The sequence below is a fragment of the Paenibacillus sp. USHLN196 genome, assembly GCF_037144955.1.
In the GTDB taxonomy this organism is placed as follows: Bacteria; Bacillota; Bacilli; order Paenibacillales; family Paenibacillaceae; genus Paenibacillus; species Paenibacillus xylanexedens_C.
Genome location: NZ_JBBCYH010000020.1, coordinates 70199 through 83454 on the forward strand (window position 1 = coordinate 70199; position 13256 = coordinate 83454).

16 protein-coding genes, 4 tRNA genes, 1 rRNA gene and 1 pseudogene are annotated in these 13256 nt (G+C 40.7%); 8 read left to right on the forward strand and 14 right to left on the reverse strand.

Annotation, left to right across the window (positions count from 1 at the left end):
- Positions 1-30 precede the first annotated feature (30 nt).
- Both WFI24_RS30700 and WFI24_RS30705 read left to right on the forward strand, forming a co-directional pair.
- Positions 31-318 (forward strand): hypothetical protein, encoded by a 288-nt coding sequence (locus WFI24_RS30700; RefSeq protein WP_336765638.1) that lies wholly within the window; start codon positions 31-33, stop codon positions 316-318.
- Positions 311-1333: a hypothetical protein gene (locus tag WFI24_RS30705; RefSeq protein ID WP_336765639.1), complete on the forward strand. Its 1023-nt coding sequence runs from the start codon at positions 311-313 to the stop codon at positions 1331-1333. Before WFI24_RS30700 ends, WFI24_RS30705 begins: the two co-directional genes overlap by 8 nt.
- Positions 1334-1392: 59 nt before the next feature.
- Here the strand turns inward: WFI24_RS30705 and WFI24_RS30710 are convergent, their stop codons facing one another.
- Positions 1393-1758, reverse strand: a complete 366-nt coding sequence (locus WFI24_RS30710; RefSeq protein WP_328194600.1) for a hypothetical protein — start codon at positions 1756-1758, stop codon at positions 1393-1395.
- Positions 1759-2503: 745 nt separating this feature from the next.
- Here WFI24_RS30710 and WFI24_RS30715 point away from each other — a divergent pair.
- The 5 genes from WFI24_RS30715 (at position 2504) to WFI24_RS30730 (ending at position 4347) form a co-directional block, all read left to right on the forward strand.
- Positions 2504-2671, forward strand: a complete 168-nt coding sequence (locus WFI24_RS30715; protein WP_006211836.1) for a hypothetical protein — start codon at positions 2504-2506, stop codon at positions 2669-2671.
- A 266-nt stretch (positions 2672-2937) separates the two neighbouring features.
- On the forward strand, positions 2938-3297 hold the full coding sequence (locus WFI24_RS30720; protein ID WP_336765640.1) for a hypothetical protein: 360 nt from the start codon (positions 2938-2940) through the stop codon (positions 3295-3297).
- 27 nt (positions 3298-3324) lie between these two features.
- Positions 3325-3555 (forward strand): hypothetical protein, encoded by a 231-nt coding sequence (locus WFI24_RS30725; protein ID WP_336765641.1) that lies wholly within the window; start codon positions 3325-3327, stop codon positions 3553-3555.
- A gap of 64 nt (positions 3556-3619) precedes the next feature.
- Positions 3620-3733: a Spo0E family sporulation regulatory protein-aspartic acid phosphatase gene (locus tag WFI24_RS34605; protein WP_442956281.1), complete on the forward strand. Its 114-nt coding sequence runs from the start codon at positions 3620-3622 to the stop codon at positions 3731-3733.
- A 113-nt stretch (positions 3734-3846) separates the two neighbouring features.
- On the forward strand, positions 3847-4347 hold the full coding sequence (locus WFI24_RS30730; protein WP_336765642.1) for a hypothetical protein: 501 nt from the start codon (positions 3847-3849) through the stop codon (positions 4345-4347).
- A 16-nt stretch (positions 4348-4363) separates the two neighbouring features.
- Here WFI24_RS30730 and WFI24_RS30735 read toward each other — a convergent pair whose 3' ends face one another.
- Together WFI24_RS30735 and WFI24_RS30740 are read right to left on the reverse strand one after the other, a co-directional pair.
- Positions 4364-4522, reverse strand: coding sequence for a hypothetical protein (locus WFI24_RS30735; protein WP_336765643.1), 159 nt, complete (start codon positions 4520-4522; stop codon positions 4364-4366).
- A 425-nt stretch (positions 4523-4947) separates the two neighbouring features.
- Positions 4948-5811: a DNA-binding protein gene (locus WFI24_RS30740; RefSeq protein WP_336765644.1), complete on the reverse strand. Its 864-nt coding sequence runs from the start codon at positions 5809-5811 to the stop codon at positions 4948-4950.
- A gap of 198 nt (positions 5812-6009) precedes the next feature.
- Between WFI24_RS30740 and WFI24_RS30745 the strand changes: the two genes are divergently transcribed.
- A complete protein-coding gene (locus WFI24_RS30745) occupies positions 6010-6684 on the forward strand; it encodes a hypothetical protein (protein WP_336765645.1) in 675 nt (224 codons plus the stop codon).
- 215 nt (positions 6685-6899) lie between these two features.
- Here the strand turns inward: WFI24_RS30745 and WFI24_RS30750 are convergent.
- The 11 genes and pseudogenes from WFI24_RS30750 to rrf form a co-directional block, all read right to left on the reverse strand.
- A pseudogene (locus WFI24_RS30750) lies at positions 6900-7073 on the reverse strand (IS3 family transposase); the annotation flags it as partial.
- A gap of 283 nt (positions 7074-7356) precedes the next feature.
- Positions 7357-8016, reverse strand: a complete 660-nt coding sequence (locus WFI24_RS30755; RefSeq protein WP_336765646.1) for a hypothetical protein — start codon at positions 8014-8016, stop codon at positions 7357-7359.
- 14 nt (positions 8017-8030) lie between these two features.
- Positions 8031-8411 carry a PadR family transcriptional regulator gene (locus WFI24_RS30760; protein WP_336765647.1) on the reverse strand — a complete coding sequence of 127 codons (381 nt, stop codon included), beginning with the start codon at positions 8409-8411 and terminating at the stop codon, positions 8031-8033.
- Positions 8412-9341: 930 nt separating this feature from the next.
- Positions 9342-9599, reverse strand: coding sequence for a GIY-YIG nuclease family protein (locus WFI24_RS34610; RefSeq protein WP_442956282.1), 258 nt, complete (start codon positions 9597-9599; stop codon positions 9342-9344).
- 41 nt (positions 9600-9640) lie between these two features.
- A complete protein-coding gene (locus WFI24_RS30765) occupies positions 9641-10006 on the reverse strand; it encodes a hypothetical protein (protein ID WP_336765648.1) in 366 nt (121 codons plus the stop codon).
- An 865-nt stretch (positions 10007-10871) separates the two neighbouring features.
- Entirely contained in the window at positions 10872-11384 is a 513-nt protein-coding gene (locus tag WFI24_RS30770) for an AbrB/MazE/SpoVT family DNA-binding domain-containing protein (RefSeq protein ID WP_336765649.1), read from the reverse strand.
- Between the two features lie 1357 nt (positions 11385-12741).
- Positions 12742-12814, reverse strand: a tRNA-Lys gene (locus tag WFI24_RS30775).
- Positions 12815-12823: 9 nt separating this feature from the next.
- A tRNA-Trp gene (locus WFI24_RS30780) sits at positions 12824-12897 on the reverse strand.
- A gap of 6 nt (positions 12898-12903) precedes the next feature.
- Positions 12904-12979, reverse strand: a tRNA-Val gene (locus tag WFI24_RS30785).
- A gap of 7 nt (positions 12980-12986) precedes the next feature.
- Positions 12987-13058, reverse strand: a tRNA-Glu gene (locus WFI24_RS30790).
- Between the two features lie 91 nt (positions 13059-13149).
- Positions 13150-13256 (reverse strand): 5S ribosomal RNA (gene rrf / locus WFI24_RS30795); the annotation flags it as partial.

Here is a 13256-nt window from a genome sequence, read left to right on the forward strand (position 1 = left end):
AATTTTACAAGTAAGTGGGGATTGAGAAGTATGAATTCTTATGACGATTATTATAAAAAGCATCTGAGGTTGTTAAGAAAAACCATCAGTGAAGCAATCCAACAAAGAGGATTTAATTCACTGCACGACTTACACCTTCAACAAAGCTGGATGTACCATACTTCTCAAGACTCTAGCTGGACACCTCTTTCAAAAAAGGCTCTGTACTCTCTTGTAAATACAGAGGGCAATCCGCGGCTAGACACTTTACTTAAAGTCTGCTATTTATTGCAGATTGATGTTACAAGTTTATTTAAGGGGGAAGATGAAAATGGCTGAATTAAATCAAAAACGCGATTTTGAAACATTTTTAGAAGAAGCAAGCTGGTTTTGGTCATCTGAATTGATTGGAGAACAACAAGAGCATACTTTAGCAGAAGAGATGCTAAAAATCTCTCCTTTAATTCAAGACACCTTAGAAAATCACCAACCACATCAACTGGTATCAGTTTTAAAAGTGCTACGAGATGAGCAAGAGAACCTGGTTCCTCGTTCCCTCATTCTTAAAAACTTGATGATTTTACTCGATGTTTCTGCTGAAATACTTGATAGAGTTGCATTATATTGTCATCACAAAAATGTTACTCAGTTGAATGGTCCTTTTGGTCAATATCAATTTAAAAGATTCGGTCCCAACTTCACAAAGGCTCTTTCGAATGACAATATTTATAAGCTGGCGGTGTCGGATGACGATTTCTTTGAAGACGTTATTAACTTGATGTTATACGCTCACGAGTCAAATGAGTTCAGCAGATTCCTGACATTTAAAGGATTCCGTTTAGCCACCCTCGTTGGAAATATCGAAGCATTAGCCGAATTTTATCTAAGTCGTTCCATTGAAAACAGTTCACAAATAAAGCAATTGAGAGCTGTATCATATGGTAATGGTCTACAAAACAATCTCAAACACAAAATAGTTGAGTCTCTGACTGAATTCGGAGTTGAAATAGCTCCAGGAAACAGATACCTAGGAGAGCAACAGTTTGACCTGGTCCTTGTAAAGAGAACTGAAAGTCAAAGACAAACAGATTGGAAATGGGTGGTTATTGAAACTGCCTTCCAAGAAACTACAAATTCAGTTATTGAAAGAAAGGCTAAACAAGCAGTCAATGGGTTATATCAAAGTATAGATGAGGCTAACCACAAATTGGTCTATATTATTGATGGTGCAGGCTTTGTTAAAAGATACAAAGTGACTAGTACAATTTTTGATACCTGCCACTTCGCTTCAACTGCAAACCCTGAACACTTTGAAAAGCTTATCTCATTCTTAAAAGACTACTTTAGTAACTAACCTAGATTGAAGAGAAATGAGCTATTTACTCATTTCTCTTCTTTTACTTTAACGAAAGATTATTTCACTTGGAATCTTAACCTTACTTCTTCCATTTTATCGTAGAAATCTTTTTCCATATCTCTTTCAAAAAAGTTACTTAATTTTATAAGATATGCCAGACAGTCCGATATTTCTTTACCTAAGTCATTTGATATATGCTCTTTAGCAATTTGAAAAGCTTCTTTTGACTCGTAACCTTCTTGTACTTTTTTTTCTGTAAGTGCAAAAAGGTCTCTAATTAGCTCAGATATTTCTGATACTTCAGTTGTGAGTAACATTTGATTCATAAGTAATGACTCTTTACTTCGATTATATGAGTCATCTTTTATATGATAATTCAATTTTTTTTGGTAGTCTTGAGTAAATCTTTGGAGCTCTTTCATTTATACATTCCCTTCCATTTCTATATTCATTTATTCTAGCTTTCCTAAAAACCTCATTTACTTATGGTACGGTTCACCGCGATTGATCGTTAAACTATCCTGTCCGTTAGCTTAATGAAGCATCGTCAGTCTAATACTTTATTTTTCAGTCTAGAACTTTATTTTCTTCTGACATTTAAGTCATCAAGGGCTTATGCTACCAGCTCTAAGGCGGTAAAATACACCGCCTAAGACCTGGTACGCACCGCTGCGGGGTTACTCAGCCCGATAACTAGGCGGCCTAAGCCGGGGGAAAACACCCCAGCTAAAGCCGCCTACGTTCCTGGCCTTCGCTTAACACCCCACACGGGGCAAAGGTCAAAGGCAGTTTGATTCGCACCGTTTAGTGTTCTGACTGCCCTTTTCTCCTGCTTTTGTCTTTGAGCTAATCCCATGCCCTTTCTCCGTCCTAATAGCAAACCATATATAACCCTGGTGAACAAGGTGGAAAAAATTTTGAGAACGACACTCAAATTTTATTCCATCCCTACGGGCAGCCTTGTGCCCCAGGAACATATATGGTTTAAACGCTATGACGGCGAAATGGACATGGGATTAAAACGCTCTTTGACAAAAGCATACGAAAACGGCAAGACAGCGAGACCCGAAACTGTGCATCAAACCTAAAACCTAAAGATTCCCGGCTGCTTGGAAGTGGATTGAAGGTTAAAGAAAAAATAGAAATTCCTGAAAGGAGGTGATAAAGATGCAGAATGAGACGATTGTCATGTTGGCCGTTATCGCGGCTTTTATGCAAGTCATTGTTCAACTTTTAGGAGTCGTCAAGGCGTTCATTGAATGGAATACGGCTCGACAAAAAGTAAAAGGCTCCGACCGTTCGCAGCGGTCGAAGCCCAAGAAAAAGCCTAAATAATTAACCCGTGCTAACAGGTTGGGTAAGGGGGATGCTTTCTCAACCCTTACCCTCCCATCATAACACAAAATTTTATCATGTTAAAGGGAGGACAACCCCAATGGAAATGTTACTTTTGATACTCATTTTGTTCAGTATTTTTCTTCAGTCGATTACTTTCCTGCTCAATTGGTCAACGCAAAAATACAATGACCGGAAATAGGAATACCGGCAGCGGCCGCCAGGCTGCTGCCCACATCCATCCATCAAAGAGCAGGAGGAAGAATATGAAAACTCATAAATCAAAAATATTAGCAGCTTTGACTGTATGCCATGGTATTTATAAAAAAGCGGTGTTTGTCTTAAATGGACAACCGGTTAAAATACACTTTCTGACAATGGACGAGTACCGGGGAATGGTTGATAACCTCACCCCTGCCCGAACTCATGAATGGGCAGGGGTGCTGAAGAAGGTGGATGAAAGAAAGCCCATCTATTATTGCATTTGGACGGTGCAAGTTACTGAGTGTCATCTTATAACCAACAAGATTCAGGAACTAATTGATGCAGTCATTACTGAACATGTCGCAACTTTTGAAATGGATATTCCTTCTATTGAAATTCGCGGCCAGCAAGAAGCTAATTAAATCGATAACGGAAGGAGAATCTGAAGCGTGGAGAGTGTTTATAAAAGCAGCTCAGTACCAAGTGATAACGTTGTTTTGTTTACCTCAAAAGAATTTTCTTTTGAGGAAGACCTAACCCCTGAACAGGAATTGAAATATTTCATGTTGGAAATGGCTGTCCCGGTGATACCAGGCTTGGAAGAAAGACTAATTCGAGATGGTAAAGCTGTCGATGAATTGTTTAGGTTGGTAGCAGATCAATTATTTGGAACAAAATAATGGGAGCTGATGAACTGATGGACTTGAAATGTCGTATTGAGGTGGAACGGCGGTTACTTAATGAGTGGCTGAGAATTACGGTATAAATGATCCGCGAACGTTGATAAAGTCCCAGGAGCTTGATTCAGTACTGAATCAGTATAATGTGTTAATAAAAAAGGAAAAGCCGACTGCATAAGCAATCGACTTAGGGTGAGAAACTTTGCCGGGTCGCTCGCCCTTCCTATTTTATCATACATCGCTGAGGTAAACAGCAGGAGTAAAGTCATGGAAAGAGAGGATGGATGAAGAATGATGATATGTACATGTCCTTATTGCGGTGTTGATCTGAAGAGTGAAATTGATGCTTATTATTGTGATTTTTGTGAAATGTCTATTACAACTGAAGATGCACAGGAGAATGGTCAGCGCAAGCAGATCCCTTTCCTGCTAAACAATGTTACCATTTCAGATGCGGACGAGAACACCATGCAGCTCATGCAAAGATCAACCAATGATTTAATTGTTATGCTTCGTTTGGTTCGTCAGAAACGGACAGATTTTTATAATTATCTGAGGGTTCTTAATAAGGCTAAGGGTGATTTTCAGGAACATGCCGAGTTAACAGGTAAGGACTATGAATATTGGACGCGAAAGGCATGGGTACTAGAAAATATTCTAAGGGAGCGTACCGGGGTCTTTCCTGAGAGAATCACGGATGACTATTTGTCTGGATTGGCTGTAAGAGCAGACAAAATAAACAATAAATCCATGAGAATAAGAGCTAAAAAACAAACAAATCAGGATACATAGCGCCCACTGGCGCAGCTCACACACCCAGGACGGCCATGGCTATCCTTTTGTTCGACTCCGGAAGAAACAACAGCCAGGCACGTACCAGGAGCGCCCACGAGCTGACCCGAGCGACCGGTACGCGGCTGCTCTCTCTCCGATCCGGACGAGATCCGCGAAGCTCCATAGCGCTCACCGGTGCAGCTCACACACCCAGGACGGCCACGGCCGTCCTTTTGTTCGACTCCGGAAGAAACAGCAGCCAGGCACGTACCAGGAGCGCCCACGAGCTGACCCCGAGCGACCGGCACGCGGCTGCTCTCTCTCCGATCCGGACGAGATCCGCGAAGCTCCATAGCGCTCACCGGTGCAGCTCACACACCCAGGGCGGCCACGGCCGTCCTTTTGTTCGACTCCGGAAGAAACAGCAGCCAGGCACGTACCAGGAACGCCCACGAGCAGAAGCCCAAGCGCCTAGCGCGCGCTGTTCCCTCCGATCTGGACAAATCCGCAGGCAAAAAGAAAGGACCACCTTAGAAAGATGGTCTTTGAAAAAGTCATTAACCGTTTACCCCATGATTGAGCGTTCCGATTGTAGTAGGTGGAACTGGAACAATAATGCTAAAAAGCGCTACTGTTAAGAACATGGCTATTAATGTTTTTTTCATTTGTCAGGACTCCTTTTATAATAGTTTCATATCTTAGCTGTTGCTCTGTGGATGCTAGTTTTCGAACTTTCTCATACATAGCCGAATTTGTAATAAATTCCTTGTACACATCCATATTAACCGCAATTGATAGATATTCAAGAATATAATTTATTGTCTCATGGTAGGATTTTTTATTGAGCGTATATATGGCTAGTTGGTTCAGTAGTTTGATGTAATACACGCGATTCCCAATATCTTCATAGCTTGCGAATGTCTCAAGATCGTTAGAGATATGATCGTTCAAAATATGATCAACATTCCAGTTGTTAAGGTTAGCGGCTTCCAATATGGTAATCAAACCAGGCAATATCTCTTCCTCGTCTGATTGAATAAAGGTGTGGTACTCTTCCAGAATTTCAAAGTCACCGGCCAGTAGATCAATAGCGTAGGAGTTAGCTTTGGCAAAAATCTTAAACCGGCGAACTTCTTCTTGGCCTTCAGGATCTTGAATATCGTACTGATCTAAATTTTCATAATGTGATATGCAGGATCGCGCTTCTTCATATAGACCCTGCTTTTGATACACGATAGATTCAGCCAGGTAACTATAGATGTAAAATATGAGCGGCCTTCTCATGGGCAACTGAAGTGGGGATATGTCTCCATACTTTTGTTGAGTGTTATATTGGTTCATTGCGACTTTATGCATGTGACTTGCGATCTTTTTTGCTTCGTCCCAATCGTTCTGTTTGTAGCAGATGCGAAATAATTCAAAAGCTTTATCCAGAACATGATTGTTATCTGACAGTAAGAAAACCTCTTCATTTTCTTGCAATATAATCCCTCCATATCTCACATATTCATGGAGTCAAAGGTGTGAGACCCGGCAATTTTTGTCTCCATATTATTACAAATATATACAAAAATTAACTATCGGTCAATTCTCAAACAATCAAATACCTTTGTAATAAAGGTAAATGTGAATGGGATGTGAATATTTGGTAACATACGTCCATGAGGGAGTGAGCCAGCTATGTTAAATGAAAAAATCATTGTGCGGGTCAGCGATCACGTACCTGGATATGAAGGGAAAACAGTGGGTGTTGCCCGGCAAGGTGACGTTTTTATATTTCGCAGCCCGATCGGTAATTTAAGTGATGCTGAGTATCTTACATGCTATAAGCTTAGTAGAAGTGATTTTGTAGAGCCGTTCAAACGCTCTACAGAGCGCCAATGGATCGAACAGGAAGAACGGTACCGATTATACTTCAACGGCCTTGCAGAACGGTTTATGCCTATAATAGAAGCCTACTGGCAAGAGGAAATCGTGAAGTATTCTTTGCCCTACTCAGGATCTAATCGCCTAAAGGCTCGGGCTAGTGCAGAAATTAGTTCATCCTCGCTTGTTACTTCCATGCATCCTGGCGTTGCTACCACCGTACCTAACGAAAACAACCCAACAAAGATTTGCTTTGGCATTGCCTTCATCCTTTCTCTTTCTGTATTTGGGTTTAGAGTCAAAAATATTTTTTGGACATTGCCTGCCGCGTGGCTGTCATCCCCAAAGGGAAAAAAATGCTTCCAATCTAAAAGAACCGGCGGCTACCGGTTCTATCGACGAATGTGCAAGGAAAAAAATCTAAATTTAATTATAGTACTGATCCATCGCCAGATTACAAGCAAGATGAGCTCGCCTTCGGTGGTGTAGTGATTTATTCATTGGAGAATCAAAAAAAAATTCGGCCATCGGGATCTGTTGGCGAATCTCCGACATATGTTTGTGATTTCGATATCACATATAAATTCGATAGTGCCAGGAATGAATTGGTAGCTGATCAAATTAAAGTTAAACCTATTGGAAAATAAAGAAAGGCTGACCAATTTTAAACTGTACCCTATGTAAAGGACATTTCTAAAAAAGACCTACATGGCTTGAAGAAGGTGATCTCTATATTCTACAGGGATCATCCTTTTGAGTTCCACTGGTATCTGTAGTGATTATAGTAGGTCATGTATGCTTTAATTTCTCGTTTAACCTCATCTAATGTCGTGGAAGTTCCTCAGCGAAACTACATCCTTAAAATGACCAGAAAGACTCCATACGTTTGACTTTTTTCTGAATATCCGGGTGAGTAATTTCTCTCGCAACAACATTCTAACTGAGGGTATTCCACATGGCTCCCTTCATTTTCTGGAAACTCTTTTTACACAATTATATGGACTCAACTATTGATATATAGTATAAATTTCGAATGGTTAATAAGAGAATTAAACATTAGAAGTTAACGATTTACTTAAGGAACCGTAGTATCTCAACGGATAAAAGTAACGGACAGCTGAAATAAACGTGCTGTCCGTTACTTGAGTACATCTCACTACGTTAATCCAGTTGGGTTCTTATCTCAAATTGATGAATGTTATCTTTGTCGATTTTCCGTTTAAGATGATTCGGTAAATGATCGAAACAATACGTCATTTTATCCCGGTTTAAGTTAGGGACCTGCCCCAAAAGATCCCATTCGTCTCCAGTAAGAACTTTGCTGCAGACAAGACAATGTCGGTCCACTATGGCTCTAGATTGCACTACAGCGGTCTGGCTGTCAGGTTCAGGATGGTCTAGTAAGTGCTTCAGAGCAGGGTTTCCAGCCCAGTCCTTCATCTTATAAGGGGCAAGATCTCTCCATCCCATCTGATAGCTGTCTAGAGCCGTTAGAAACGCCTCATTTACGGCCTTATCTACGGCCGTGTTAATGTTACTTGGTTCTTTGGAAGGATCCCCTGGAATGACTGCAAATCCATACCCATCTCGGAAGTGAACATCAATCTGCACTTGAACGATCGACTTTACGTATCGATGTGGGACATTAATCTCGAGCTCTTTAATTTCAAGGTTCCACCGGCTCTCTGTAGCAGACTCGACCCGGTCGGTGTACACCTGATTGGGAATATACGGTCTATGGTTATCACTTCGGAATTTAACGGTATCTTTAGGGAAAGCTCTTTTCAATTCAGCTACAATGTCCTTATAATCCCGTTCCACTATGATCCTACCTTTCACTCGAATTTTTTCAACGTAGAGTCAAAAGCCTGATACACACGTTGAGCAAGTGCCACCCTTTCCGGGAGATCTCGCTGTAACTGTTTAAAGTATTCGATTCCGGATTCAGTAATCTCATAATATCGGTAGTAGCGGTTATCACTATCCCAGTAACTGTGAGCATGTCCTTTTTCCGCGAGCTTTTTAAGCCGCTGGGAGAGGTATGAGTCATTGACTCCCACGCCCTTTAATGTTTTAGTGATAACTTGATCCAGTTCTTTACCGAATCTCCGCCCAGACTGCAGCTCGGCCAAAACTAAAAAATCGATAACGTGCTGTACCTTTACGACATATCCAAGCGAAGATAACTTATCTACTTTGGGGCTTGTATCACGCATGAAAGGTCTCCTCCTACATTGTTATTAAACTCACCTAGAATGAGTACTTTTTGTGAATTAAGAATTTGTATGATTACATCAGTAGTCATTGACTTAGTGTTTAGTCCAAGCCAGTGTATGTATTATTAGCTGCAGGACCGCTAGAGTAAGGAATTCATTTGAAGGGAAACGCGCCTACTCTAGCATTTATCTGATTGGTTGAGAGTCTACATATATTATAGCACAGATCTACGTGATTTAAACTTACGTGTTATCACGTTTGTGGGCTGGTTATTTACGCATCATGCCCCTCTTCTTTCTTACCTCGCTTCACCTTTTCAACCCCATACAATGTCTGGATCTAGAAAACCTCATTTAGTGACTTAGACGCATCATTAGTTACTAGATCCATGTTTATTCTTTGGCTAGGTGCGGATCTATAACAGGTGTGCAAATCTACTTCTAAATCCGGATCAAGTCACAGTTTTGATTGAATGGGGGCGTGGCCGGCTCGCGAAAAACCGTCACAATGGTAAGGGAATGGTTTTGTGAATAATGTAATTAGGTGCGTGTGATTAATATTGTTTTGAGTAATGGGTGGTTAGGTATGTGGAAATAGATTAAAGGGATAGAAACTAGATAACGGGACATTGGCTTGATTGATGTGGCTGAGCTAGGTGGGATTATCGATCGATAGTGAAAGTTATGTAGAGTGAGGGAAGTAGCAGGTGGCTGGGTGTAAACGTGGCCGAGTAGAAGGTCAAGAGATTTAATACGTGCAAACACGTATGTTTTAAACACGTCGTTTACAGGAATTAGCCAATTTACAGCCTAATTTGTACGTTTCATTTAGATAAGTTCTACGGAATACAACCATACGGCTTGCAAATACACCCTCGCTTATGACTTAGAAAGGGCATATTTGCTATACCAGTTATTTCTAACAATCCATTATCTGTTAATTATTTGTTCCTTATTAATATCATACTTGTAATTTACAATGTCCCTATTAATTATAAGCTCAATGGATTCTTCGATTATTGAAAGTGGAGCAATAAACCATTCCCTTGGTGTATGTCTAACGCCCTTTTTATCATAAACATCAATATTCAAACAACAATTACCAAAGAAACTATGCAGGAGTTGCTCTAGTTTCTGAGGATTCATATTGTAACATTGATATATTGAAATTATTGATACTGGTGCCATAAGATATGTTGGTTCCTGTTCAGCATTTTTAATTCTTTCTTCTACTTTAGATTAGAATAACCAATTTTGTATAAGTTATCTATAAGCCTCACTTCAGGGTTATTGCTTTTAGATTTTAAAATATATATATAACCGGTCTTTTCATCTTCTTCATAAATATCATTGAATTTATTAAGAAGTTCACTATCAGGCGTTGTAACTCTCCTACCATGTTTATATAATTCCGCTGACAATGAACGAAGTAACATATCTGATTCAGTTCCGTTTTCAAAAATACATCGAAGACGAGCATTCACTTTTCCTTTTTCAATTCTTCTATCACCAACGTCAGCTATATACAGAAGCACACCCTTTAACACAAAAAAATATCCTTTTTCTATTTGTTGTTCATTTCTAAAAGGAAACAATCTTCGTTTTCCAGAAGAAAAATCCGATTGGCATTGTATAAAAAGATGCTCATAATTATTAAAGTCTTTGCAGGGCTTTCTACTCGCAACATAATCAGGCAGTCAATATCTTTAGTTCCGTACCATCGTCCATTTGGATCAATTTCAACTGTCCCGAGTAATCCATGACCGCTCCAATGAATCTATCTGGGCTTATCGCTATATCTCCTACCCACGAGTCCGTCCGAGTTAATTCCAATAAAGCCGCACGTTTCCGGAAGGAGACTGCACCTCATCTGTGTAGAGTAGGCTATACTCACCCAAGGATGTCTCCATATCCTTCAGCTTAGTATCCCAGTATGAGCTACTAGAATTTGGCCGCTCATGTAATTTAGCTTGTGCATCAAGCAGGTTACCTGTACGTAGATTAGCTAGAGCCATCGTGTAGATTGGTTAAATCGTAATTCCGTTACAAGTTGTCCCCTGTCTAGCCATGGGCCGATTTTCCCCATAACCGCATAACCATCACAGGGTTCGTGAAGTACCAATACCATTCCTTCGGTGATATCAAGCAACTGCCGAACGAAGCTCTCATTTTCACTAGATTCCGTCTGTCGTGAATATTCCCCTTAAACAGGGAATCAAGTCACTCTCTACTCGGTGAATGTTACCGATATGCAAAGACGCTTCTATGTATAGAGAAAGTACTTGCATATGAATGACCCTACATGCTTGATCGGCAAAATCCAGCCATTCTATCAATGTATAAGAATCAAATATTTTCGTCAGTAGGGTAAATGAGCCTTTCGCATATAACTGCTGCACCTGATCGAGCTGATCCTTCGTAATCATGATTGATTCATATGGACTGCCTTTCTTACGACTATTACAGAAGTTTCTTTAATTGAGAGATCCGACCTTGACTAATACCCAATTGAACTGCAATTTCCTGCTGAGCCAGATCAGGCTGTTGTTCCATAAGTTCTTTCAACTGTTGAAGTTTGATGGCCGTTTTTTGCCTTACCTGCGGAAATTCACTACTGGCTCTCTTAATAAACTCATTAGAAGTATCTTGTTTAGAAGCAAGAGCAATCGTACGCTCCGAGAATGCGGGGGTTTGGATGATTGGAGGAACGAACTCTTGAGGAATGTCATCTTGGTTTTTTAAATCTTGTGCACAGGTTCGGCAAATGAACTGCTCTTTAAAATACGTCTCTGTATTCAGATCTCCGCAGAACACACATAACGTTGACTTATACTTTCTTAAAATCAACTCTTTTCCCTCTGTGAAAAACTCAAGCGGATCACCGATATGAATACCCATGGTATCTCGCATCTCTTTTGGAAGAACAATACGTCCAAGGCGGTCTAAAGATCTCTTCATTCCGGTTCGTTTCATCAAAAATCCCTCCCCAAGTATATGAACTCAAATCCTATTTTGTTTATTGTAAGAGGGAAGCGAAATTATTACAAGAAATTTACTTTTCAAGAGTGTTATCCGTATATAAAACCAAAGCCTCGTTTAGAAAAACTTCAAGCGGTATTCCTAATCCGATTTCACCTCCGGTAACATCATCAAACCCTGTGCGGCAGTTTCACGGCAATATAACTTTTGTTTTGCCCCCTTGATGCTGGGTGAAGCTGAATAAAGTAGGCCGGGAAGGCGGGCGTTAAGAAGATCAATCATGTTCAGGTACTAATTAAATCTTCTTGTGAATCACCTAATGCAGCATAAGAATAAGGGATGCTTTCAGCTATTTGCGAATAGGATTTTCAATAGCTTTAAGCATCTTGTGTGACTTCCGTTACGTTTCCTCAGATCCTATATCCGAAATGACGGCTTCATTCCTTACAGCCATATACCTTCACGAGGATCTAATACTTCAAATAAAGTTGCACCATGTTAAAGGATCTCTATTTAATAAAGAGCTTTATTCTTCTCTGTCACTGTACAATCACGCAAATTGCATTTCTGTTTTGTTTATGATTATACTCCTTTGCAAGCAGTAACCCCCAATACCTATAATATTGGGGGTTACTTGATGTTATTTATAGCTTATTGAATTTTAAATACACCCCGATAGATGTATCATCACTATTAACTTTCGTATCAAGACTTTTCTTTTTCCTAATAGGGCTAACACTTTCATCATGGCCCGTGCCTGTCACGCTCTCTCTCTATTGATTCTCCGCGCCTTCATGTATTTCCTCTACTAATTCCATTAGATCGGTTTAAAATGCTTACATAACGTATTTAGAGCACTAAATGAGGCAACCAGCCTACTTCTCCAAACGTCGAAAGGATAGTCCCCTGACGGAATTGATTTTCCCTCTCCACTTACCTACCTGATGCCAATGTTCCCGTAATAAGAGTGCCACTAATAGTTGGTGTTAGCCGCCGGGAGCCCTATATTGGCGAATCTCACTAAAGTCTCAGTAAACGCGTTATTGCCCGGTTCTGACGCCTCAAATGCGGAAGATACCTATCGATCCTTCTATTACTCCTTGAAGACAACTTTTTCAATGCAAACCGAAGTATTGATTCTTATTGTTAATGAACTTGTGAACAAAGATAAATTGTTCTTACAAGACTATCATAAATGGATATACTCCACTCAGAAAATGGTTCTTTTACCTGCTGTAGAGTTTGAGAAAACACGAAAAAAAACCTGAGTACGCCTCAAGTTTTTTTTATTCAATAGACATGCTCTAAGCGTAGTACGTTACCCACTCCGCCACACACGTGCGTTTAACAATGAGCCATGAAGGGCTCGAACCTTCGACACCCTGATTAAAAGTCAGGTGCTCTACCAACTGAGCTAATGGCTCTCAAGAAAATGGCAGGGGCAGCAGGAATTGAACCCACACCAACGGTTTTGGAGACCGTTGTTCTACCTTTAAACTATGCCCCTCTAAAATGGTGGAGGCTGAGGGGCTCGAACCCCCGACCCTCTGCTTGTAAGGCAGATGCTCTCCCAGCTGAGCTAAGCCTCCATCTCTATGACCCGTAGGGGATTCGAACCCCTGTTACCTCCGTGAAAGGGAGGTGTCTTAACCCCTTGACCAACGGGCCTTACTGGCTCACTATGCAAAATTAAAACCGATCAACTGTCAATCCATTCTATCTCTCCACGAGGGCAAAAAAAAGACCCCGAAGGGTTTTCGCTTGGCGGCGTCCTACTCTCCCAGGACCCTGCGGTCCAAGTACCATCGGCGCTAGAGGGCTTAACGGTCGTGTTCGGGATGGGTACGTGTGGAACCCCTCCGCCAT

What these genes read in the sequence shown, in the direction of transcription:
- WFI24_RS30700 (WP_336765638.1), top strand. Translation starts at nt 31, where the DNA reads ATGAATTCTTATGACGATTATTATAAAAAGCATCTGAGGTTGTTAAGA.
- WFI24_RS30730 (WP_336765642.1), top strand. Translation starts at nt 3,847, where the DNA reads ATGATGATATGTACATGTCCTTATTGCGGTGTTGATCTGAAGAGTGAA.
- WFI24_RS30745 (WP_336765645.1), top strand. Translation starts at nt 6,010, where the DNA reads ATGTTAAATGAAAAAATCATTGTGCGGGTCAGCGATCACGTACCTGGA.
- WFI24_RS30720 (WP_336765640.1), top strand. Translation starts at nt 2,938, where the DNA reads ATGAAAACTCATAAATCAAAAATATTAGCAGCTTTGACTGTATGCCAT.
- WFI24_RS30760 (WP_336765647.1), bottom strand. Translation starts at nt 8,411, where the DNA reads ATGCGTGATACAAGCCCCAAAGTAGATAAGTTATCTTCGCTTGGATAT.
- WFI24_RS34610 (WP_442956282.1), bottom strand. Translation starts at nt 9,599, where the DNA reads ATGGCACCAGTATCAATAATTTCAATATATCAATGTTACAATATGAAT.
- WFI24_RS30705 (WP_336765639.1), top strand. Translation starts at nt 311, where the DNA reads ATGGCTGAATTAAATCAAAAACGCGATTTTGAAACATTTTTAGAAGAA.
- WFI24_RS30770 (WP_336765649.1), bottom strand. Translation starts at nt 11,384, where the DNA reads ATGAAACGAACCGGAATGAAGAGATCTTTAGACCGCCTTGGACGTATT.
- WFI24_RS30710 (WP_328194600.1), bottom strand. Translation starts at nt 1,758, where the DNA reads ATGAAAGAGCTCCAAAGATTTACTCAAGACTACCAAAAAAAATTGAAT.
- WFI24_RS30715 (WP_006211836.1), top strand. Translation starts at nt 2,504, where the DNA reads ATGCAGAATGAGACGATTGTCATGTTGGCCGTTATCGCGGCTTTTATG.